Origin of the sequence: Streptomyces flavofungini, from assembly GCF_014650815.1 — a bacterium.
GTDB classification, from domain to species: domain Bacteria; phylum Actinomycetota; class Actinomycetes; order Streptomycetales; family Streptomycetaceae; genus Streptomyces; species Streptomyces flavofungini.
The window spans coordinates 41,525-62,447 of sequence record NZ_BMVR01000002.1 but is presented as its reverse complement, the minus strand read 5'-3'; the positions used below and the strand labels follow the sequence as shown (position 1 = coordinate 62,447).

The window sequence follows — 20,923 nt, the reverse complement described above, 5'->3', positions numbered from 1 at the left end:
CTGCCATGGCTGACACAGCAGCGGCGCCCACCGTGCGCGCCACCGTCGGAGACAGCGAGTTCGACCGCGACACGGCGGTCACCCAGCGGGAGCCAGGCGTCTACGACATCGACCTCTCCGCGGGCTGGACCATCGTCAACGCCGTGAACGGCGGCTATCTCCTCGCCGTCGTCGGCCGCGCCCTCGCGCACGCGCTGCCGCACTCCGACCCGTTCACGATCTCCGCGCACTATCTGACGGCGTCCGACCCGGGCCCCGCCGTCATCCGCACCGAGACCGTGCGGACCGGGCGCGGCCTGTCCACCGGGCAGGCCTCGCTGGTGCAGTTCGAGGCGGACGGCACCGAGGTCGAGCGGCTGCGGGTGCTCGCGTCGTACGGGGACCTGGACGCCCTGCCCGACGACGTGCGCACGACGGCCAAGCCCCCGGAGCTGCCCCCGGTCGACCAGTGCTTCGGCGCCGACGACGCCCCGCCGGAGCAGCGGGCGGTGCCCGGCTCGTCCGCGATCGCCGACCGGCTGTGGCTGAAGCTGGACCCGTCGACGCTCGGGTGGGCGCTGGGCCAGCCGTCCGGCAAGGGCGAGATGCGGGCGTGGTTCGGGCTCGCCGACGGGCGGGACGCCGATCCGCTGTCGCTGCTGCTTGCGGTGGACGCGCTGCCCCCGACGGCGTTCGAGATGGGCCTTTCGGGCTGGGTGCCCACGATCGAACTCACCGTCCACGTGCGGGCCAGGCCCGTGCCGGGCCCCCTGCGCGTCTCCATCACCACGCGCAACCTCGCGGGCGGCTTCCTGGAGGAGGACGCCGAGGTCTGGGACGCCGCGGACCGGCTGGTGGCCCAGTCCCGCCAACTGGCCCGCGCCCGCCTCACCTGACCCGCCCCGCCCGCGGGTCCGCCCGGGCCGACGCCTCCGGCCCGGGCGGCACGCGTCCGCCCGGACGGCCGCCGGGGCCCACCCGGCCGCCCGGACCGCGCTCACCCCGCCGAACGCTCGCCCACCCCGCCCTCACCCGGTGAGGCAGACCCCCGCGTACGAAACGCCACCCACCACCACCCAGGCGCACAGCCCCACAAGCCCCACCCGGCCCCCGGTGCGTATCAGCGTCCGCAGGTCCACCGCCGCGCCGAGGCCGAACAGCGCGGCGGCGAGGAGCAGTTCCTGGGCGATCGCCGCCGTGTCGAGGGCCGGGTCCGGGAGCCGGCCCGTGCTGCGTACGGCGACCATCGCCACGAAGCCCGCGACGAACAGCGGCACCAGGGGAGGGCGCCGCTCGCCCGCCCCCGGGGTGCCGGTGCCGTCCGCGGCGGCGGCGCGGCGGGCCCGTACCGAGAGCGCCACGCCCGCGACCAGCGGCGCGAGCAGTGCCACCCGCATCAGCTTGACCAGGACGCCCTCGCCGAGGGCGTCGCCCCCGGCGGTCTGGGCGGTGGCGACGACCTGGCCCACGTCGTGCACGCTGGCGCCGACCCAGCGGCCGAACTCCGCGTCCGTGAGGCCCAGCGGGCCCTGGAGGAGGGGGAGCACGGCGATGGCGAGGGTCCCGCAGAGGGTCACCACGGCCACCGACGTGGCCGTGTCCCGTTCCTCGCTCTTGGAGACGTCGCTCACCGCGCCGATCGCGGACGCCCCGCAGATCGAGTACCCGGTGGCGATGAGGAGCGGCTGGTCGCCGGGGAGGCCCAGCTTCCGGCCCAGCCACCACGTACCGAAGAACGTCGCCGCGACCACCACGAGCACCATCGCGACGGTCGCCCAGCCCACCCCGAGGACATCGCGCAGGCTCAGCTTCAGGCCGAGCAGCACCACGCCGACCCGCATCAGCCGCTTCGCGGCGAAGGTCAGGCCGGGCTTGGCCCAGCCGCGTACCCACACCCGGGACCCCGGCACCTGCGCGGCGGCGAGGCCGAGGACGATCGCGACCGTCAGCATCGGCACGTCCGGCACCAGCCGGTGCGTCAGCCAGGCGACGGCGACGCCCGCCGCCGCCAGGGCGAGGCCCGGCCAGGGGCCCGTGACGCGCGCCCGCGGCCCGGGCGCCGCCGCCGTGCTCCGCGCCGGCGCCGTCCGCTGCGGGCGCTGTCCGAGCAGGGCCATCAGCGGTCGGCCGGGAGGTCGTACACGCGTCGTACGCTGCTGCCGAGCCGCCCGATGTCGGCGCCGTAGACGTGCAGGGATATCGCGCGTCCGGAGCCCGCGTTCCACACCCGGTGGATGTCTCCGGGCGGCGCGAAACCGCACACCGCGCCCTGCGGGTTCACCACGTCCTCCGTGGCGACGAGGTGTGCGGGGGTGCCGTCCTCGGCGGGCACGAGCCGGTAGCGCCGCTCGTGCTCCTCGCCCTCGTGCACCCCGGTCACGCACCACGACACGTGGTCGTGCACGGACGTGCGCTGGCCGGGCAGCCACACCAGGCCGACGACGGAGAAGCTGCCGTCGGTCTCGGCGTGCAGCAGGTGCTGGCGGTAGCGGTCGGGGTCGCCCTCGCACTGCTCGGCGGTGAGCAGGTCGGCGGCGCCGAGATGCGGCGCGAGGCGCTCGCCGACCAGGTACGCGGTCAGGTCCGGGGGCAGACCGCGGCCGACGGCCTCGCGGATGTCGGCGATCAGCGCGTCGAGGCGGGACGTCGTACAGGGGCGGGCGGGCGCGGTGCGGGTGTGCGCGGTGGGGGTGGTCATACCGGCAGCGTCGGCCCGCCACATCCATCACGTCCAACGACAGTTTCTTGGCGTTGCCTAAAAAAACGCTTATGGGTTGGCGATTCAACGGACGGCGGGGCGCCGCTCGGCGGCCGGTCGGGGTCAGCAGCCGACGCGGTTCGCCGCCACCGCCTTCAACTCGTCGAGCACCAGTGCCGTGGCCGGAATGCGCAGGTGCTCCCGCAGGACGTACGCCGACACCTGCCGCCGTGACGCCGGGTCGAGGGGGCGGCCGGTGACCGAGCGGTGGCACAGGAAGTTCAGGACGAGGCCCGGCATCATCGCGATGCCGAGGCCCTCGGAGACGAGGCTCTGGATGACGAGGTTGTCGTCGGTGGTGAAGGCGATGTCCGGGGCGAAGCCCTGCTCGGCGCACTCGTGCAGGAAGTTGGCCCGGCAGCGCAGGCACCCGGCGATCCAGCGCTCCTCGGACAGATCGGCCAGCCGCACCGAGCGGCGCCGCGCCATCGGGTGCCGGGTCGGCATCAGGACCGTCAACTGGTCCTCCATCAGCGGTACTTCGACGACCTCGTCCGGCACCTCTTCGAGCAGGCCGGGATAGGTGAAGGCGAGGGTGACGTCGGCGTCGCCGTGCACCAGGCGCTGCAGCGACTCCGGCGGCTCGTACTCCTGGAGTTCGACGCGGATGCCGCGGTGGTGGCGGGCCAGACCGGCCAGCGCCTCCGGTATCAGCGTGGCGGTGGCGCTCGGGAACGCGCACAGCCGGACCTTGCCGGTGCGCAGCCGCGTGATCGCGTTCATCTGCTGCTGGGCCGCGTCGATGTTGCCGAGGATCACCCCGGCGTGCCGGGACAGCGCCTCGCCCGCCTCGGTCAGCCGCATCCGGCGTCCGACGCGGGTGAACAGGACCGTGCCCACGGACCGTTCGAGTGCCTTCATCTGCTGGGTGATGGCGGGTTGCGTATAGCCGAGCGAGCGGGCCGCGGCGGAGTAGGAACCGGTGCGGACCACTTCGTGGAAGGACCTGATGTGCCGGGAGTCGAACACCTCCGAATCATAAGCAAAATTTGGGAACAGTTGACGGGCCTTTTCCGTCGCTTCTGGATCCGGAGTGCGGGCGTCCCGCTTGCGGGGAGTGGGCGATCCTTGGCCGGGTGAAGTCCGACCGGCTGCTCTCGATCCTGTTGCTGCTCCAGACCCGGGGCACGGTGCCCGCGCCCGAACTCGCCGAGCGCCTGGAGGTGTCCGTCCGCACCATCTACCGCGACGTCGAGGCGCTGTCCGCCGCGGGCGTCCCGGTGTACGCCGAACGCGGGCGGCACGGCGGCATCACGCTGCTGCCCGGCTACCGCACCGACGTCACGGGCCTGACCGCCGACGAGTCCCGCGCCCTGTTCGTCCTCGCCGCGCAGGGCGCGCACGCCGCGCTCGGCCTGGACGCGGCCATCGGCTCGGCCCTGCGCAAGGTGATGGCGGCGCTGCCCGCACCGCACCGGCCCGCCGCCGAGCTGACCAGCCGCCGCATCCTCGTCGACGCCGCGCGCTGGACGCGCGGCCCGGGCCCCGGCCTGGCCCCGGACCAGCTGGGCACGCTCCAGGACGCGGTCTTCGCCGACCGGCGGGTGCGGGTGAGCTATGTGCACAGCGGGTCCGACGGCGCCCGGGACTACACCCTCGACCCCTACGGCCTCGTGTCCAAGGCGGGCGTCTGGTACCTCGTGGCCGACCGGGACGCGGAGCCGAGACTCTTCCGCGCCGACCGGGTGCGCTCGGCGTGCCTGACGGACGAGCCGGTGCGGCGCCGACCCGGTGTGGAACTCACGGATGTCTGGGAGGGGTTGAAGGAGTGGGTGGAGAGGCGGGTCGGTGGCATCGAGGTGACGGCGCGGGTGCGCCGGGATCGCTACGGGCGGTTTCTGCGGCTGCACGGGGGTGCGATCACTGAGGTCGTGGAGGAGGGGGGTGAGGAGGGCGGGGGTGCTGAGGGGGCTCGTGGTGCCGGGGGCGAGGGCGGGGTCGGTTGCGGGGACGCCGAGGGCGCCCAGGACGCGGGGGAGTGGGTGACCGTGCGCCTCGTCGTGGAGGAGGAGCGGGCGGCGCGCGTCCTGCTCGCGTTCTCCGACGCCGTCGAGGTGCTTTCGCCGCCGGAGGTGCGTGAAGAGCTGGCGCGGGCCGCCGCGGCTGTCAGCGCTCTGTACGAGGGCCCGCATTGAGGAAACGGGCGAGCGCCCCCGTGAGTTCCGCCGGAGCGTCCTCTTGTACGAGATGTCCCGCGCCCTCGATCAGCCGCAGCTCGGCGCCGGGGACGAGACCGGCGAGTTCGTGGCCGCGCGCCACCGGGATCCAGGTGTCCTCGGTGCCCCAGCAGACCAGGACGGGCAGCTTCAACTCGCCGTACCTGCCCTGGATCTCGTCCGTGAAGCGCTGGTCGTTCTGCTGGATCTGCCGGTAGAACGCGGGCCGTCCCGCTTCCGTGCACCAGGGCGCCACGAGCCGGTCGAGCACGTCCGGGTGCAGCCCGCGGTGGCTCGCCGAGCCGACGTACTCCCGCACCAGTACCTCGTGCAGCGCGGGCGGCAGTTGGGCGAACACGTCCGCGTGCGCGCCGAGCAGCCGGTACGTGGGCGAGCCCCACGGCGCGAGGGCCACCGGGTCGACCACGGCGAGCCGGGCGTAGCGCGCGTCGTGCAGCAGGTACGCCCGCAGCGCCACGCAGCCGCCGAAGTCGTGGGCGAGGACGGCCGGGAGGTCCTCTCGGTCCAGGCCCCAGTGGGCGAGCAGTTCGGTGAACACCCGGGCCTGCGCGGCGAGCGACACGTCCTGCCCGGCCCGCATCTCGGACGCCCCGTACCCGGGCAGGTCCCATACGTACACGCGGTGTTCGCGCGCGAGCGCCTTGGCGACGCCCCGCCACACGTACGACGAGAACGGGGTGCCGTGGACCAGGACGACGGGCGGCGCGTCGGCCGGCCCGAGGGCGGCCCAGCGGACGGTGCCCGAGGAGGAGGCGAAGGTCTGGTCGAGGAGCCAGTCGGCGTGGGTGCGTGTCATAGCCCAGAAGGCTAGTTGCCCCTTACCTGTCCGTCGAGTACCGGCCAGTTTCGTCACCGTGTCCGTCCACCGTTTCCCTCCGTCTCTTCCCTCCGCTGTCGCTATCCGCCGCTTCCCTCCGGCGGTGCGTCCAGCCAGTGGCGGCGCCCCAGGGTGAGCAGCCGCAACTGCCGGCGGGCCCGGTCGGCCACCGGCTCCTCGTCGTCGGTGCCCAGGAGGGCGGACGCGGTCATCACCATGTGGTCCACATACATCCGGGCGAGCATCAGCAGGTCCTCCGCGCTCCAGCCCGCCGCCTCCGGCTCCTTGGCGAACTGCGCCGCCACCTCCTCTGCGAACAGCGTGAGTTGGCCGCCTATGGCCTCGCGGACCTGCTTCACGCCGCCGTGCTGCTCGCGCGCGATGAAGCGGGCGTGGGCGGGATACGTGCGGACGTACGCGACGATCAGGTCCACGGCGGCCGTGATGCGCTCCTCGCCGTCACCCGTCGCCGCGAGCGTGGCGACGAGCGTGCTGTGCAGGCTGCCCAGGGCCTCCTCGACGAGGGCCACGCCCAGGTCGGCCGTGTCGCGGAAGTGCCGGTAGAAGGCGGTGGGGGCCACCCCGACGGCGCGGGTCACCTCGCGCAGGCCGAGGCTGGACAGGCTCTGCTCCGCGAGCAGGTGCAGCGCCGCGTCGAGCAGGGCCTGCCGGGTCCGCTGCTTCTGCGCCTGCCGGGCGCCCGGGGCCGGGCCGTCGAGGGTGTGACTCATGCCATGCAGTTAACAACTGTTCTCTGAGATTTGAAAGCCGTGAGGGGAGTAGACTCTCCAGTCAGTGAACAGTTGTAACCACAATCGTTCACCGAAGCTTCGGCAGCTGTCCGTACAGGAGGGGTTCTTCTCATGCTGTTCCTCGTCGCCGCGCTCCTGCTCCTCGGCGTCGCCATGGGCACCGTGGCGCACGCCCCGCTGTCCGTCTCACTCGCCCTTGCCGCCGTCATCGGCGTCTGGCTGCTGGTGTTCGCGCTGCGCGAGCGGCACGCGCGCCACCGCTGACCGCCGTACGGCCGCCCGACTCCGTACGACCTCCGACCACCCTGAGGAGTCGCACCATGGAACTCACCGCACAGGCGCCCACCGACAGCGCTCCGCGGACGACCGGCACCGGCCCGCTGCCGACCGACAGCGGGTCGCGGAACCTCCCCGTCGGCCGCCGTGACACCGACGGCATGGCCGTGGCGTCCTTCGTCCTCGGCCTGCTCGGGCTGCTCGTCCTGAACATCGTGCTCGGCCCCGTCGCCATCGCCCTCGCGTCCGTCGCGCTGTGGCGCGGCACCGCCCGGCGCGGCCGCGCGCTGCTCGGACTCGGTCTCGGCGTGGCCGATCTCGTCGTCCTCGTCGCGCTGATGTCCCTGAACAACTCGGTGTCCTGGAGCTTCGCGGGCTGACCGGCGCGGACGCGCCACCGCGGGGTCCGGCCGCCCGGCCGCGGCTCGTAGAATCGAGCCCACCATGGCCTACCTCGACCACGCCGCGACCACCCCGATGCTCCCGGAAGCGATCTCGGCGATGACCGCCCAGCTCGCCGTCACCGGCAACGCCTCCTCACTGCACGCGGCGGGCCGCCGGGCTCGCCGCACCGTCGAGGAGGCCCGTGAGACGCTGGCCGAGTCGCTCGGCGCGCGCCCCAGCGAGGTGGTGTTCACCTCCGGCGGCACCGAGGCGGACAACCTCGCCGTGAAGGGCCTGTACTGGGCGCGGCGCCCCGGCCCGGACGGCGGGCAGGCCCGCACCCGGGTCCTCGCCAGCCCCGTCGAGCACCACGCCGTCCTCGACGCCGTCGACTGGCTCGGCGAGCACGAGGGCGCCACCGTCGAGTACCTCCCCGTCGACGCGCACGGCCGCGTGCACCCCGAAGCGCTGCGCGAGGCCATCGCCCGCAACCCCGACGACGTCGCCCTCGCCACCGTCATGTGGGCCAACAACGAGATCGGCACCCTGCAGCCCGTACGCGAACTGGCCGACGTCTGCGCCGAGTTCGACGTGCCGTTGCACGCCGACGCGGTGCAGGCCTTCGGGCAGGTGCCCGTCGACTTCGGCGCCTCCGGGCTCGCCGCGATGACCGTCTCCGGGCACAAGATCGGCGGCCCCTACGGCATCGGCGCGCTGCTGCTCGGCCGCGCCTACAGCCCCGTGCCCGTGCTGCACGGCGGCGGCCAGGAGCGGCACGTGCGCTCCGGCACCCTCGACGTGCCCGCGGTCGCCGCGTTCGCCGTGGCCGGGCGGCTCGCCGCCGAGCGCCGCGAGCAGTTCGCCCACGAGGTGGGCGCGCTCCGCGACGACCTGGTCGCGGCCGTCCGCGCCGCCGTCCCCGACGCGATCCTCGGCGGCGACCCCGACCCCGCCGGGCGGCTCCCCGCCAACGCCCACTTCACCTTCCCCGGCTGCGAGGGCGACTCCCTCCTGCTGCTCCTGGACGCCCAGGGCATCGAGTGCTCCACCGGCTCCGCCTGCACCGCGGGCGTGGCCCAGCCCAGCCACGTCCTCCTCGCCACGGGCACCGACCCGGACCTGGCCCGCGGCACCCTGCGCTTCTCCCTGGGCCACACGTCGACGAAGGGGGATGTGGAGGCGGTGGCGGCGGCGATCGGCCCGGCGGTGGAACGGGCGCGGACGGCGGGCCTGAGCTGACGTCTGGCGCCTCCGGTGACTTTTTGCCCCTCCGGCGATTGAGGAGCGGGGTCTGGGGCGGAGCCCCAGGATCGGGAAGCGGCGGGATCGGGAGCTCCCGGCCGGGCACCCCGGCCCCCCCGCGCGGTGGGGGGCGCTAGGCCGGAGCCTTGGTGCGGGCGGGCCGATCCCGCTCCCGCCGCACAAGCCGCAAATACCGCTCCCAGTCCCAGTGCGGCCCCGGATCCGTGTGATCCGTCCCTTCGACCTCCACGTGCCCGATGATGTGCTTCCGGTCGACCGGGATGTCGTACCGCTCACAGATCCCCGCGGTGAGCCGCGCCGACGCCTCGTACATCGCGTCCGTGAACGACTCCTTCTTGTCCACGAAACCCTCGTGCTCGATGCCCACGCTGCGCTCGTTCATGTCCCTGCTGCCCGCGTGGAACGCCACGTCGAGCTCCCGGATCATCTGGGCGATGTGGCCGTCCTTACGGACCACGTAGTGCGCGGCGGCGCCGTGGCCGGGGTCCTTGAAGACCTTCAGGGCGGTGCGATAGCTGCCCTGCACGACGTGGATGACGACGCGGTCGATCTCGTAGTCGTCGGGGCGGTCGGCCCGCCGCCAGTTCGCGGAGGACGCCGCTGTCCACTGCACGCCCCGAGCGTCGACCGCGCCCTCTTTGCGCTTCTTCACCACTCCGGGGATCCGCCACCGCAGCCGTCCCAGCTCGTCGTGGGCGAGCGCGTACACCCCCACGCCCACGGCGGCGGTGCCGCCGAGCAGGAGCGCGCGCCGACTGACCGCACGACCCGGCGGTGGCGCGGTGTTCCCGCCGTCCTCGGTGCTCTCCGTCTTCTCGGCCCCCATGCGATCCCCAACGCATACTCAGGGGCGCCGGGTTCCCGCGGACCCGTACCCTGTTAGGGCTATGACTTCGCAGATCCCGTCGGCCCCGCCGCGCACCAGCCGCCCGCTCCGTGTCCTCGCCGCCATGTCCGGCGGGGTGGATTCCGCCGTCGCCGCCGCCCGTGCCGCCGAAGCCGGGCACGACGTGACCGGTGTGCATCTGGCGCTGTCGGCGAACCCGCAGTCGTTCCGTACGGGCGCGCGCGGCTGCTGCACCATCGAGGACTCGCGCGACGCCCGCCGCGCGGCGGACGTCATCGGCATCCCGTTCTACGTGTGGGACCTCGCCGAGCGCTTCCGCGAGGACGTGGTCGAGGACTTCATCGCCGAGTACGAGGCCGGGCGCACCCCGAACCCGTGCCTGCGCTGCAACGAGAAGATCAAGTTCGCGGCGCTCCTGGACAAGGCCCTGGCCCTCGGCTTCGACGCGGTCTGCACCGGCCACTACGCCCAGGTGATCACGGGCGCGGACGGGGTGCGCGAACTGCACCGCGCCTCGGACATGGCCAAGGACCAGTCCTACGTCCTCGGGGTGCTCGACGACCGGCAGCTCGCGCACGCGATGTTCCCGCTCGGCGACACGGTCACCACGAAGGACGAGATCCGCGCGGAGGCCGAGCGGCGCGGACTCGCCGTCGCCAAGAAGCCCGACAGCCACGACATCTGCTTCATCGCGGACGGCGACACCCAGGGCTTCCTGGCCTCCCGCCTCGGCAAGGCGGAGGGCGACATCGTCGACGAGTCCGGCGAGGTCGTCGGCAGCCACGAGGGCGCGTTCGGCTTCACCATCGGCCAGCGCAAGGGCCTGCGCATCGGCACGCCCGCGCCCGACGGCAAGCCCCGCTACGTCCTGGACATCTCCCCGGTCGACAACACGGTGACGGTCGGCCCGGCCGCCGCCCTGGACGTGACGGCCCTGACGGCCGTCAAGCCCCGCTGGTGCGGTGCCGCCCCCTCCGGAGCGGGCACCTACACCGCGCAGCTGCGCGCCCACGGCGGCGAGACCGAGGTCACCGCCGAACTGGTCGACGACCGTCTGCACGTCAGCTTCACCGAGCCCGTGCGCGGCGTCGCGCCCGGGCAGGCGATCGTCCTGTACGACGGCTCGCGCGTGGTGGGCTCGGCGACGATCGCCGCCACGGAGCGGGTCGCGGCCCTGACCTGAGGCCCCGGCTCGCCCTCAATCGCCGGACGGGCTCGTCCTCAGTCGCCGGACGGGCTCGTGCTCACCGTGAGGACCAGCTTGCCCTGGGTACGGGACCGTTCGCCCAGGGCGTGCGCCTCGGCCGCCCGCGCCAGCGGGAACGTCTCGGCGACCTCGGCGCGCAGACGTCCCTCCGCGACCAGCCGGGCGATCTCCAGCATGCCGTGCCGGTCCGGCTCCACGATGGTCCAGCCCGTGTGGATGCCGCGCTCCCGCGCCCGCTCGGCGTCCGGCAGGCCGCCCGGGTCGGGCAGCGTCACCAGGTGGCCGCCGCGCCGCAGCACGGGCAGCGAACGGTCGCCGTACGGGCCGCCGACGCCGTCCAGGACCACGTCCACGTCGCGGACCGCCTCGGCGAAGTCCGTCGTCGTGTAGTCGATCAGCTCGTCCGCGCCGAGGGAGCGCAGGAAGTCGTGCTTGTCGGCGCGCGCCGTTCCGATGACGTACGCGCCCTGTGCCTTGGCGATCTGCACGGCGAGGTGGCCGACGCCCCCGGCCGCCGCGTGGATCAGGACGCGCTGTCCCGCGCGCAGGCCGGCCGTCTCGATCAGGGCCTGCCAGGCGGTGAGCGCCGCCAGGGGCAGTGCGGCCGCCTCGACGTGGCCGATGTTCGCGGGCTTGCGGGCGAAGCGCCGGGCCGGGGCGACGACGTACTCGGCGTAGCCGCCCGCCTGCTCCGGGAAGCGCGGCATGCCGAACACCTCGTCACCGGGCGCGAACAGCGTCACCCCGGGGCCGACGGCCTCGACCGTGCCGGACACGTCGTAGCCGAGGATCGGGGTGTCGCCCCAGGCCCCGAACTCGCCCGCGGCACGCGTCTTCCAGTCGACCGGATTCACCCCGGCCGCGTGCACCTTGACCAGGATCTCGGTGATCCCGGGCTCGGGGCGGTCCACCTCGACGGGAACGAGGACGTCGGGGGTGCCCCACGCGCGCGGGCTGACGGCACGCATGGTGGCGGTCGTACGGGAGCTCATTGATCTGGTCCTTTCTGCTGAGCGACCACCAGCGTGCGCCCGCCGGCCCGCTCGCAGTGCTGGCAGTTTGGCCATCATGTGACAGAATCTGGCCATGGCCTCCAGCAGTACCCACCGTGTCGTCGTCCTCGCCCTGGAGGGCGTGTACCCCTTCGAGCTGGGCATTCCCTCGCGCGTCTTCGGCACGGCGGCGGACGAGGCGGGACGGCCGCTGTACGACATCGTGGTCTGCACGGTGGACGGCCGCCCTGTACGTACGGAAGCGGGCTTCTCCGTAGCCGTCGAGTACGGACCCGAGGCCCTGGAGAGCGCCGACACGGTCGTGATCCCGCCCACCAGCGAACTCGACAAGGGCCTGACCGGTGAACTGCTCCCGGAGCCGATCGCCGCCGCGCTCGGCCGGATCAGGACCGGGGCCCGCCTGGTGTCGTTCTGCAGCGCCTCCTACGTCCTCGCCGCCGCGGGGCTCCTCGACGGGCGCCCCGCGACGACCCACTGGCACGTCGCCCCGCACTTCCAGCGCACCTTCCCGCGCGTGCGCGTGGACGAGGACGTGCTCTTCGTGGACGACGGCGACATCCTCACCTCGGCCGGTGTGGCCGCCGGGGTCGACCTGTGCCTGCACCTCGTCCGCCGCGACCACGGCAGCGCCGTCGCCAACCACGTCGCGCGCTCCTGCGTCGTGCCGCCCTGGCGCGACGGCGGCCAGGCGCAGTACATCGAACGGCCCGTCCCCGCGGCCACCCTCGCCACCACGGCGGACACGCGCGCGTGGGCGCTGCAGCGGCTCCAGGAGCCCCTGACGCTGGGGGAGATGGCCGACCACGCGCGCATGAGCCTGCGCACGTTCACGCGCCGCTTCCGCGACGAGGTGGGCACCACGCCGGGCCGCTGGCTCACCGCCCAGCGTCTCGAACTGGCCCGCCACCTCCTGGAGGCCAGCGACCTGCCCATCGACCTGGTGGCCCACCGCGCGGGCTTCGGCACCGCCAACTCGCTGCGCCAGCACATGCGGTCCGTGCTCGGCGTCTCACCGGCGGCCTACCGCAGGACGTTCACGGCCACCGCGGCCTAGGCGGCGGGCACCTCCGCCACCTCGTAGAAGCAGAAGTGGTCCTTGATCTCGGCCACTTCGGGCTTCGGGTCCGGGTACGCCCACACGGCGTCGGGAGTGTCCGGCAGCGACCAGTAGGACGCCGTGCCCTTGAAGGGGCAGTACGTGTGGGTGTCGGACGGTGCCAGGAGGTCGGTGCGGACGTCCTCCGGAGGCAGGTAGTAGCGCACCGGGAAGCCCGTCTCACGCAGCAGGAGCGGCCGCTTGCTCTCGGCCACGACCTGGCCGCCCTGCTCCACGCGGACGTGCTGGGTGCCCTGCTCGACGGTGATGCGGTGTCCCTGGGTCACGGTGGTGGCCTTCCGTAGGAGTCGTGTTCCCGGTTCAGCGCGTCCACGGGGGCCGTTCTTCCCGGTTCCGGGGTGCTGATCCTCCCGGTTCCGGGGTGCTGCCGGACCGCCGGAGCCGGAACGTACCGTGGACGGCATGAACATCTGCGTCTTCCTCTCCGCCGCCGACCTGCCCGAGACCTACACCCGCCCCGCCCGCGAATTCGCCGAGTTGCTCGGCAAGGGCGGCCACACGCTGGTGTGGGGCGGTTCGGACGTGGGCCTGATGAAGGTCGTCGCGGACGGCGTGCAGGAGGCCGGCGGGCGCCTCATGGGCGTCTCGGTCGACTTCCTCGCCGCCAAGGCCCGGCCGGGCGTGGACGACATGGTGATCGCCAAGGACCTTGCGGAGCGCAAGGCGCTGCTCGTGGAGAAGGCCGACGCCGTCGTGATCATGGTCGGCGGCACGGGCACGCTCGACGAGGCCACCGAGATCCTGGAGCTGAAGAAGCACGGCAGGACCACCAAGCCGGTGGTGCTGCTCAACTCCGGCGGGTTCTACGACGGGTTGAAGGAGCAGTTCCGCCGCATGGAGGCCGAGGGCTTCCTGCCGGTGCCGCTGACCGACCTGGTCTTCTTCGCGGAGGAGCCGGTGGGTGCCCTCGCCTACCTGGAGGAGGCCATGGGCACGCGCTGACCGGCCGCAATGCGACGATGGGCACATGGCAACTCATGTGATCACCGGGGCGGGCTCCGGCATCGGCGCGGCCGTCGCCCGCCGCCTCCACGCGCGCGGGGACACCCTCGTGCTGCACGCGCGCGACGCGGGCCGCGCCAAGGAGCTCGCCGCCGAGTTCCCGGGCGCGAGCACCCTGGTCGGCGACCTCGCGGACCCCGACAAGCTCTCCTGGGCCTTCTCCCACCAGAGCCTCCCGGACCGGGTGGACTCGCTGCTGCACATCGCGGGTGTCGTCGACCTCGGCCCCGTCGGCGACCTCACCCCCAAGTCCTGGCGCCACCAGCTGAACGTCAACCTGATCGCGCCCGCCGAGCTGACCCGGCACTTCCTGCCCCAACTCCGCGTCACCCAGGGCCACGTGATCTTCGTGAACTCCGGCGCGGGCCTGCGCGCGAGCGCCGAGTGGTCCGCGTACGCCGCCTCCAAGCACGGCCTGAAGGCCCTCGCGGACTCCCTGCGCAACGAGGAGCACGGCAACGGCGTGCGCGTCACCTCCGTGTACCCGGGGCGCACGGCGAGCCCCATGCAGGCCAAGGTGCACCAGCAGGAGGGCAAGGAGTACGACGCCGGGCAGTGGATCGACCCCGAGTCGGTCGCCACGACGATCGTGATGGCCCTGGACCTGCCGCGCGACGCCGAGGTCAACGACCTGACGGTGCGGCCCGGACGGTGAGCGACCCGGTGAGCACCATGCGGTGGGGCGGCGCCACCGGCGTCGGATCCATGCCCGGCGGCGACGCGCGCGAGACCGCGAAGACCGTCACGGGCACCTTCGACGGCGCCGAGCAGGGCATGCCGTACCTGGCCGAGCTGCCCGCGCGCGGACCCGGCGCCGACATGATCGGCCGCACGGCCGGGCTGCTCGTCGAGCTGTACGCGCGCGTGGAGCCCAGCGGCTGGCGCCTCGGCGACCGGCCGGGACGCGACACGCGCCGCGCGGCGTCCTGGCTCGGCGAGGACCTGGACGCCCTGGAGGAGTTCACGCAGGGCTACCAGGGCCCGCTGAAGGTCCAGGCCGTCGGCCCCTGGACGCTCGCGGCCGCCCTGGAACTGCGCAACGGCGAGGCCGCGCTCTCCGACCCCGGCGCCTGCCGGGACCTGGCCGGATCGCTCACGGAGGGGCTGCGCACCCACCTCGCCGAGGTCAAGCGGCGGGTGCCGGGCGCACACCTCGTCCTCCAGCTCGACGAGCCGTCGCTCACCGCCGTACTGCGCGGGCAGATCAAGACCGCGAGCCAGTACCGCACCCACCGCGCCGTGGACCGCCAGCTCGTCGAGAGCGCGCTGCGCGACGTCCTGGCCGTCCACGACGGCCCCGCGCTCGTCCACTCCTGCGCGCCCGACGTACCCTTCGCGCTGCTGCGCAGGGCGGGCGCGGACGCTGTGTCGTTCGACTTCTCGCTGCTCACCGAGCGTGATGACGAGGTGCTCGGCGAGGCCGTCGAGGCCGGCACGAAGCTGTTCGCCGGTGTCGTACCGGGCGCGGACGGCTCATTGTCAGACCCTGCCGGTAGCGTCATGGGTGTCAGGACGCTGTGGCGCAGGCTGGGGCTGAATCCGGGGTCACTCGCGGAGTCGGTCACGGTGACGCCGTCGTGCGGTCTCGCGGGTGCTTCGCCCGCATATGCCCGTGCGGCGCTCGCGCACTGCGCCCGGGCGGCGAGATCACTCGCGGACTCTCCTGAGTAACGCTGAGCAACTGGGTCTGAAGGTAACGGGAGGACGAGACGGTGGCTGTCGAACAGGAAGGCACGGTGCCGGCCGAGGCACGCGACGAGCATGCCCAGCTCGCCGAACAGATCGAGGAGCACCGCTTCCGGTACTACGTGAAGGACCAGCCCGTCGTCAGCGACGCCGAGTTCGACAAGCTGCTGCGCTCGCTGGAGGCCCTGGAGGAGCGGTATTCGGAGCTGCGCACACCGGACTCGCCGACCCAGAAGGTCGCCGGTTCCTACGAGACCGACTTCGCCTCCGTCGAGCACCGCGAGCGGATGCTGTCCCTCGACAACGCCTTCGACGACGAGGAGCTGGCCGCCTGGGCCGACCGCGTCGCCAAGGAAGTCGGCACCGGCGACCACCACTTCCTGTGCGAGCTGAAGATCGACGGCCTCGCGGTCAACCTGACGTACGAGAACGGCAGGCTGACCCGCGCCGCCACCCGCGGCGACGGCCGCACCGGCGAGGACATCACGCCCAACGTCCGCACCATCACGGACATCCCCGAGCGCCTCCAGGGCGACCGCGTCCCGGCCCTCGTCGAGATCCGCGGCGAGGTCTTCTTCCCGATGGAGAAGTTCGAGGAGCTGAACGCCCGCCTGGTGGAGGCCGGGGACAAGCCCTTCGCCAACCCGCGCAACGCGGCGGCGGGTTCGCTGCGCCAGAAGGACCCGCGGGTCACGGCCACCCGCCCGCTGCACATGGTGGTGCACGGCATCGGCGCCCGTGAGGGCTTCGACATCGACTGCCTCTCGCACGCGTACGACCTGCTGCGCGAGTGGGGCCTGCCCACCGCCAAGCACAACAAGGTGGTCGACGGCCTCGACGGCGTCCGCGAGTTCATCACGTACTTCGGGGAGAACCGCCACTCCGTGGAGCACGAGATCGACGGCGTCGTCGTCAAGCTCGACGAGATCCCCCTCCAGGGCCGCCTCGGCTCCACCTCCCGCGCCCCGCGCTGGGCTATCGCCTGGAAGTACGCGCCCGAGGAGGTCAACACCAAGCTCGTCGACATCAGAGTCGGCGTCGGCCGCACCGGCCGCGTCACGCCGTACGCCGTGGTGGAGCCCGTCACGGTCGCGGGCTCCGAGGTCGAGTTCGCCACGCTGCACAACCAGGACGTGGTCAAGGCCAAGGGCGTCTTCATCGGCGACACGGTGGTGCTGCGCAAGGCCGGCGACGTCATCCCGGAGATCCTCGGCCCGGTCGTCGACCTGCGCGACGGCAGCGAGCGCGCGTTCGTGATGCCCGCCGAGTGCCCCGAGTGCGGCACCGCGCTGCGGCCCATGAAAGAGGGTGACATCGACCTCCGCTGCCCGAACGGACAGACGTGCCCCGCCCAGTTGCGCGAGCGCCTGTTCTATCTCGCGGGCCGCAAATGCCTCGACATCGAGAACTTCGGGTACGTGGCCGCGGCCGCGCTGACAAAGCCGCTGGAGCCCGCCGAACCCCCGATCCTCGACGAGGGCGACATCTTCGACCTGAAGGTCGAGGAACTGCTCCCCATCAAGTCGTACGTCCTCGACCAGGACACGGGCCTGCCCAAGCGGGATCCGAAGACCGGCGAGGAAAAGGTCGTGACCTTCTTCGCCAACCAGGAGGGCGAGCCGAAGAAGAACACGCTCGCCATGCTGGAGAACATCGCCGCCGCCAAGGAGCGCCCGCTCGCCCGCATCCTCACCGGCCTGTCCATTCGCCATGTCGGCCCGGTCGCCGCCGAGGCGCTGGCCCGCGAGTTCCGCTCCATCGACCGCATCGAGCAGGCCTCGGTGGAGGAGCTCGAGGCCGTCGAGGGCGTCGGCAAGACCATCGCGGAGTCCCTCAAGCAGTGGTTCGCCGAGGACTGGCACCGGGAGATCCTGCGCAAGTGGCGCGCCGCCGGAGTCCGGATGGAGGAAGAGGGCGCGGGAGAGGACGAAGGGCCGCGTCCCCTGGAAGGACTCACCGTCGTCGTCACGGGCACACTGGAGCACCACACCCGGGATGGCGCGAAAGAGGCGCTGCAGAGCCGCGGGGCGAAAGTCACCGGTTCCGTTTCAAAGAAGACGGGATTCGTCGTAGTGGGGGACAACCCCGGTTCCAAGTACGACAAGGCCATGCAACTGAAGGTTCCGGTTCTCAATGAGGACGGCTTCGCCGTCCTGCTGGAACAAGGGGCGGACGCCGCTCGGGAAGCCGCACTTCCGGCCGAAGAATAGCGGTTGAAGGCCACCCGTTCAGCGCATATCAGATGCATACGGGTGGCCGGGTCGCATTCGGGCAACCGTAGACGACCGCTGCCCGTGGAAGCCTTCTGCGGCCTACTGTTGAGGTGTGCGCCTGCCGTGCCCCGCTGCGGATGGGGTCTCCCCTGCTCGCCGAGAGCCGGGGCAGGGTTTTCGGACGCGGCTGTCCAGGGATCTTCAAGTCCGCGTGGCTCCGCGTGGCGTGGGCACCGCCGGCTGTGAGAGGGACGGGAATGGAACCGACCGAGAGCGTCGCCCCGGACTCATGGCTGCGGTCGCGCCTGCGGCGCGCGCTCGGCGCCCGGCGCGGGCGTGCGCGCGACACGGTGCGCGACCCGAATGACGCCTCGGCCGCGCGGGTCGACGGGACGCCCGGCTTCCGTCCCCGCGAGCGCGCCTGGACCTCGGGCGGCGTGGACGCGGACGAGATCCTGGGCCGGGCGGCCGTTTCCGGCCCCGATGCGGCCGTGCAGGAGGAAGTAACGGGCATACGGGGTAAGCCAGTTGGTGAGGGACCGGAGCCGGGCGGACGACGGGCGCCTGTGCGGGGAACCGGCGGTCACGGAACTGCGGTCCCGGCGGAGGCTGGCGTGACGGCGAGTGCCGAAGGTGAACGGCGGGGTGCGGGTGGCCACGGTGCGCCCCGGCCCGGCAGGGACGAGACGGACACCGTGGCGGACGGAGCGTCACCCGCCGTGCGGGCGGCGGGAGTTGACGCGGCGTCCGGTAGCGGATTCGCCGAGAGCGCCGCGGTGGGCGCGGCGGCGGTGCGCGGTGCGGTGACGGCCGCCGGGGCGGTGTCGGCCGCCGGTGGCGAGGGCCTGGCCGTACGGGCGGCGGGAGGCGCTGGGTTCGGCGCGGGATTCGGAGAAGGCGCGGGGCCCGGCCCCGCGGGTGTCCGGGCCGCTGTGGGCGGTTCCGGGGGCTCCGCGGGTGGCGGTGACGTCGGGAGCGGCCGGGGTGCGGCGACCGGAGGCGGTGGTGCCGGTGGCGGCAGCGGTATCGGCGGCAGCGGGGCGGCCGGGGTCGGGACCGGCGGTGTCGGGACCGGTGGGGTCGGGATCGGCGGTGTCGGGACCGGTGGGGTCGGGATCGGCCGTATCGGGGATGGTGCCGCGATCGGCGGTGTCAGTACGGGCGGTGTCGGGATCGGCAGGATCGGCGGCGGTGGTGCCGTCGGCGGGGATGCCTCGGCCGCCCGCGGAGCCGCGGGCGGCGGTGCGCGGCGCGGGCTGTGGCACGGCGGGCGCGGGACGGACCTGCGGGGCCAGGGCGGTCTCGACGGGGCCGACGGGGGCGCGGACGAGGCCGAGGGGCGCGGGAGTTGGCAGCTGCTGCCCGCGGCCGTCGTCGCGGCGGCCGCCGTCGTCCTCGGCACGGGCTTCTTCCACGCGTTCACCGGCGGCCACCCGCTCTTCCCGTCCGGCACGGTCGGCTGGTCCCTCGCCGTCCTCACCGGACTCATCGTCGGCCACCTCGTCGCGCTCGGCCGCGACCGCTGGTGGGGCGGCACGGGCTCCGGCGGCGCGCTGACCGTCGCCGTGCTGCTGCTGTACGGCTGGATGCCCGCGGGCATGGTCAGCCTCACCGTCGTCGTCCTCGTCGGCGTCGCCCGCCGCCACCGCTGGCGCCAGGGCGTGCTGCACGGCGCCGTCGACATCCTCGGCATCGGCGCGGGTGCCCTCACCCTCGCGGCGTTCGGCACCGCACCGGCAGCCGACGCCCCCTGGAACCCCGAGAGTTGGGACCTCTACACGGCACCCGAGGTCGCCCTCGTCGCCGTCGCCTACCTCGCCGTCACGCGCGTCCTGCTCTGGTACGTGCACGCCCCGCGCACCGGCGCGCTGCCCACGGTCACCCGCACCGCGCTGGTCAGGCAGGGACTGCTCGGCGTGGCCCTGCTCGGCATCGCGCCGCTGATCTGCGTCGTCGCGATGTCCCTGCCGCTGCTCCTGCCCCTGTTCACGATCCCGCTCGTCGCCCTGGACTCCACGCTGTGGATCGCGCGGGCCAGAGCCGAGGAGCAGCTCCGCGACCCGCTGACCGGACTGCCCAACCGGCAGTGGCTCCTGGAGCGGACCTGGACGGCCCTCGACGACGCGGAGCGCATCGGTGCGCGCTCCGCCCTGATGCTGATCGACATGGACCGCTTCCGCTCGGTCAACGACACCCTCGGCCACCTCGCCGGTGACCGGCTGCTGCTGCAGATCGCCGACCGGCTGCGGCTCGCGCTGCCGCGCGGCGCGGAGGCGGCCCGGCTCGGCGGCGACGAGTTCGCCGTGCTGCTCCCGGTCGCCGACTCCACCACGTCGGCCACGCGCGTCGCCCGATCCCTGGTCGCCGCCCTCGGCTCGCCCCTCGACCTGGACGGACTCAGCCTCGTCCTGGAGGCCAGCGCCGGGCTCGCCGTCTTCCCCGACCACGCGCTCGACGCCGAGGGGCTCCTTCGGCGCGCGGACGTGGCGATGTACCAGGCCAAGCGGGACCGCACCGGCGTGGAGGTGTACGAGTCCAAGCGGGACTCCAACACCCCCGACCGGCTCGGCCTCCTCGGCGATCTGCGCCGCGCCCTGGACGCGGGCGACGTGGAGCTGCACTACCAGCCGAAGGTCCGCTTCGACGGGCAGGTCGCCGGGCTGGAAGCGCTGGTGCGGTGGGTGCACCCGGAGCGGGGCAAGGTGCCGCCGGACGAGTTCATCGCCATCGCCGAGTCGTCCGGGCTCATGCCGCACCTCACGGAGTACGTCCTGGAGTCCGCCCTCGCCCAGGTGGCGCGGTGGCGTGCGCAGGGCCTGAAGGTCCCGGTCGCGGTGAACGTGTCGCCGCGCGACGTGCACACCCCCGGTTTCGCGGGTGCCGTCGCGGCGCGCCTTGCCCGGCACGGGGTGCCCGCCGGTGCCCTCCAGCTCGAAATAACGGAACACGTGCTCCTGGAGGACCCGCAGCGCGCCGCCGACACCCTCGCCGGGCTCACCGGCCACGGCGTGAAGATGTCCCTGGACGACTTCGGCACCGGGTACTCCTCCCTGGTCCATCTGCGCCGCCTGCCCGTCAGCGAGCTGAAGATCGACCGGTCGTTCGTGGCCCGGCTCGCCGTCGACAACGAGGACGCCGAGATCGTGCGCTGCACCGTCGACCTCGCGCACTCCCTCGGCCTGCTCGTCGTCGCCGAGGGCGTCGAGGACGACGAGACCTGGGAGCGGCTGCGGGACCTGGGCTGCGACGCCGTCCAGGGCTGGCTCGTCGCCGCCGCGATGCCCCCGAACGAGACGACGGCCTGGCTGCGCACCCGCGGCGAACGCGGCTGGCACCGCGCCGTCGACCCGCCCCCGCCCGCCACCACCCCCGACACCCCGGACCCGGCCCCACCGTCCCCCACCCGCGCGGCCAAGTGACGTAACCGCCCCT

General features: G+C 73.3%; 20 protein-coding genes. 12 read left to right on the top strand and 8 right to left on the bottom strand.

Features of this window, described 5'->3' with window-relative positions; all coding sequences use genetic code 11:
* Positions 1–5 precede the first annotated feature (5 nt).
* Positions 6–875, top strand: coding sequence for a thioesterase family protein (locus IE274_RS04100; protein ID WP_190114195.1), 870 nt, complete (start codon positions 6–8; stop codon positions 873–875).
* Positions 876–1,007: 132 nt separating this feature from the next.
* Here the strand turns inward: IE274_RS04100 and IE274_RS04095 are convergent, their stop codons facing one another.
* The 3 genes from IE274_RS04095 to IE274_RS04085 all read right to left on the bottom strand — a co-directional run bounded on the left by IE274_RS04095 (position 1,008) and on the right by IE274_RS04085 (position 3,706).
* Positions 1,008–2,096, bottom strand: coding sequence for a YeiH family protein (locus tag IE274_RS04095; RefSeq protein ID WP_190114194.1), 1,089 nt, complete (start codon positions 2,094–2,096; stop codon positions 1,008–1,010).
* A complete protein-coding gene (locus tag IE274_RS04090) occupies positions 2,096–2,677 on the bottom strand; it encodes a cysteine dioxygenase family protein (protein WP_190114193.1) in 582 nt (193 codons plus the stop codon). Before IE274_RS04090 ends, IE274_RS04095 begins: the two co-directional genes overlap by 1 nt.
* Positions 2,678–2,800: 123 nt before the next feature.
* Positions 2,801–3,706 (bottom strand): LysR family transcriptional regulator, encoded by a 906-nt coding sequence (locus tag IE274_RS04085; RefSeq protein WP_190114192.1) that lies wholly within the window; start codon positions 3,704–3,706, stop codon positions 2,801–2,803.
* A gap of 107 nt (positions 3,707–3,813) precedes the next feature.
* On the opposite strand from IE274_RS04085, the gene IE274_RS04080 reads away from it, so the two are divergent.
* The gene (locus IE274_RS04080) at positions 3,814–4,872 is read left to right on the top strand and encodes a helix-turn-helix transcriptional regulator (RefSeq protein WP_190114191.1); all 1,059 of its coding nucleotides are present in this window, start codon (positions 3,814–3,816) and stop codon (positions 4,870–4,872) included.
* Here IE274_RS04080 and IE274_RS04075 read toward each other — a convergent pair.
* On the bottom strand, positions 4,844–5,710 hold the full coding sequence (locus IE274_RS04075) for an alpha/beta fold hydrolase (RefSeq protein ID WP_190114190.1): 867 nt from the start codon (positions 5,708–5,710) through the stop codon (positions 4,844–4,846). The genes IE274_RS04080 and IE274_RS04075 overlap by 29 nt on opposite strands.
* Positions 5,711–5,811: 101 nt before the next feature.
* Positions 5,812–6,462, bottom strand: coding sequence for a TetR family transcriptional regulator (locus IE274_RS04070; protein ID WP_190114189.1), 651 nt, complete (start codon positions 6,460–6,462; stop codon positions 5,812–5,814).
* A gap of 132 nt (positions 6,463–6,594) precedes the next feature.
* Here IE274_RS04070 and IE274_RS04065 point away from each other — a divergent pair, with 132 nt between their 5' ends.
* The 3 genes from IE274_RS04065 to IE274_RS04055 all read left to right on the top strand — a co-directional run bounded on the left by IE274_RS04065 (position 6,595) and on the right by IE274_RS04055 (position 8,382).
* Positions 6,595–6,747 carry a hypothetical protein gene (locus IE274_RS04065; RefSeq protein WP_190114188.1) on the top strand — a complete coding sequence of 51 codons (153 nt, stop codon included), beginning with the start codon at positions 6,595–6,597 and terminating at the stop codon, positions 6,745–6,747.
* Positions 6,748–6,803: 56 nt separating this feature from the next.
* Positions 6,804–7,139, top strand: a complete 336-nt coding sequence (locus IE274_RS04060; RefSeq protein ID WP_190114187.1) for a DUF4190 domain-containing protein — start codon at positions 6,804–6,806, stop codon at positions 7,137–7,139.
* Positions 7,140–7,203: 64 nt separating this feature from the next.
* Positions 7,204–8,382 carry a cysteine desulfurase family protein gene (locus IE274_RS04055; RefSeq protein ID WP_190114186.1) on the top strand — a complete coding sequence of 393 codons (1,179 nt, stop codon included), beginning with the start codon at positions 7,204–7,206 and terminating at the stop codon, positions 8,380–8,382.
* Between the two features lie 136 nt (positions 8,383–8,518).
* On the opposite strand, the gene IE274_RS04050 is transcribed toward IE274_RS04055, so the two are convergent.
* A complete protein-coding gene (locus IE274_RS04050) occupies positions 8,519–9,232 on the bottom strand; it encodes an N-acetylmuramoyl-L-alanine amidase (protein WP_190114185.1) in 714 nt (237 codons plus the stop codon).
* A gap of 61 nt (positions 9,233–9,293) precedes the next feature.
* Here IE274_RS04050 and mnmA point away from each other — a divergent pair, with 61 nt between their 5' ends.
* Positions 9,294–10,436, top strand: a complete 1,143-nt coding sequence (mnmA, locus tag IE274_RS04045) for a tRNA 2-thiouridine(34) synthase MnmA (RefSeq protein WP_190114184.1) — start codon at positions 9,294–9,296, stop codon at positions 10,434–10,436.
* A gap of 38 nt (positions 10,437–10,474) precedes the next feature.
* On the opposite strand, the gene IE274_RS04040 is transcribed toward mnmA, so the two are convergent.
* Positions 10,475–11,452, bottom strand: a complete 978-nt coding sequence (locus IE274_RS04040; RefSeq protein WP_198897788.1) for an NADP-dependent oxidoreductase — start codon at positions 11,450–11,452, stop codon at positions 10,475–10,477.
* Positions 11,453–11,546: 94 nt separating this feature from the next.
* Here IE274_RS04040 and IE274_RS04035 point away from each other — a divergent pair, with 94 nt between their 5' ends.
* A complete protein-coding gene (locus IE274_RS04035; protein ID WP_190114183.1) occupies positions 11,547–12,527 on the top strand; it encodes a GlxA family transcriptional regulator in 981 nt (326 codons plus the stop codon).
* Here IE274_RS04035 and IE274_RS04030 read toward each other — a convergent pair.
* Complete coding sequence (locus IE274_RS04030; RefSeq protein ID WP_229909196.1) at positions 12,524–12,856, bottom strand: DUF427 domain-containing protein; 333 nt, start codon at positions 12,854–12,856, stop codon at positions 12,524–12,526. The genes IE274_RS04035 and IE274_RS04030 overlap by 4 nt on opposite strands.
* Positions 12,857–12,992: 136 nt before the next feature.
* Between IE274_RS04030 and IE274_RS04025 the strand changes: the two genes are divergently transcribed.
* The 5 genes from IE274_RS04025 (at position 12,993) to IE274_RS04005 (ending at position 20,910) form a co-directional block, all read left to right on the top strand.
* Positions 12,993–13,532 carry an LOG family protein gene (locus tag IE274_RS04025; protein ID WP_190114182.1) on the top strand — a complete coding sequence of 180 codons (540 nt, stop codon included), beginning with the start codon at positions 12,993–12,995 and terminating at the stop codon, positions 13,530–13,532.
* Positions 13,533–13,557: 25 nt separating this feature from the next.
* On the top strand, positions 13,558–14,247 hold the full coding sequence (locus IE274_RS04020; RefSeq protein ID WP_190114181.1) for an SDR family oxidoreductase: 690 nt from the start codon (positions 13,558–13,560) through the stop codon (positions 14,245–14,247).
* A gap of 17 nt (positions 14,248–14,264) precedes the next feature.
* The gene (locus IE274_RS04015) at positions 14,265–15,263 is read left to right on the top strand and encodes a methionine synthase (RefSeq protein WP_190114711.1); all 999 of its coding nucleotides are present in this window, start codon (positions 14,265–14,267) and stop codon (positions 15,261–15,263) included.
* Positions 15,264–15,304: 41 nt separating this feature from the next.
* Positions 15,305–17,488: an NAD-dependent DNA ligase LigA gene (gene ligA / locus IE274_RS04010; RefSeq protein ID WP_190114180.1), complete on the top strand. Its 2,184-nt coding sequence runs from the start codon at positions 15,305–15,307 to the stop codon at positions 17,486–17,488.
* A 1,259-nt stretch (positions 17,489–18,747) separates the two neighbouring features.
* Entirely contained in the window at positions 18,748–20,910 is a 2,163-nt protein-coding gene (locus tag IE274_RS04005) for a putative bifunctional diguanylate cyclase/phosphodiesterase (RefSeq protein ID WP_373305714.1), read from the top strand.
* Positions 20,911–20,923: the final 13 nt, after the last annotated feature.

Bases quoted from the DNA above. Each gene is read 5' to 3' on its own strand.
- IE274_RS04060 (WP_190114187.1), top strand. From the start codon at position 6,804: ATGGAACTCACCGCACAGGCGCCCACCGACAGCGCTCCGCGGACGACC.
- IE274_RS04065 (WP_190114188.1), top strand. From the start codon at position 6,595: ATGCTGTTCCTCGTCGCCGCGCTCCTGCTCCTCGGCGTCGCCATGGGC.
- IE274_RS04100 (WP_190114195.1), top strand. From the start codon at position 6: ATGGCTGACACAGCAGCGGCGCCCACCGTGCGCGCCACCGTCGGAGAC.
- IE274_RS04015 (WP_190114711.1), top strand. From the start codon at position 14,265: ATGCGGTGGGGCGGCGCCACCGGCGTCGGATCCATGCCCGGCGGCGAC.
- IE274_RS04075 (WP_190114190.1), bottom strand. From the start codon at position 5,710: ATGACACGCACCCACGCCGACTGGCTCCTCGACCAGACCTTCGCCTCC.
- IE274_RS04025 (WP_190114182.1), top strand. From the start codon at position 12,993: ATGAACATCTGCGTCTTCCTCTCCGCCGCCGACCTGCCCGAGACCTAC.
- IE274_RS04070 (WP_190114189.1), bottom strand. From the start codon at position 6,462: ATGAGTCACACCCTCGACGGCCCGGCCCCGGGCGCCCGGCAGGCGCAG.
- IE274_RS04055 (WP_190114186.1), top strand. From the start codon at position 7,204: ATGGCCTACCTCGACCACGCCGCGACCACCCCGATGCTCCCGGAAGCG.
- IE274_RS04090 (WP_190114193.1), bottom strand. From the start codon at position 2,677: ATGACCACCCCCACCGCGCACACCCGCACCGCGCCCGCCCGCCCCTGT.
- IE274_RS04020 (WP_190114181.1), top strand. From the start codon at position 13,558: ATGGCAACTCATGTGATCACCGGGGCGGGCTCCGGCATCGGCGCGGCC.
- IE274_RS04040 (WP_198897788.1), bottom strand. From the start codon at position 11,452: ATGAGCTCCCGTACGACCGCCACCATGCGTGCCGTCAGCCCGCGCGCG.
- IE274_RS04050 (WP_190114185.1), bottom strand. From the start codon at position 9,232: ATGGGGGCCGAGAAGACGGAGAGCACCGAGGACGGCGGGAACACCGCG.
- mnmA (WP_190114184.1), top strand. From the start codon at position 9,294: ATGACTTCGCAGATCCCGTCGGCCCCGCCGCGCACCAGCCGCCCGCTC.
- IE274_RS04095 (WP_190114194.1), bottom strand. From the start codon at position 2,096: ATGGCCCTGCTCGGACAGCGCCCGCAGCGGACGGCGCCGGCGCGGAGC.
- IE274_RS04035 (WP_190114183.1), top strand. From the start codon at position 11,547: ATGGCCTCCAGCAGTACCCACCGTGTCGTCGTCCTCGCCCTGGAGGGC.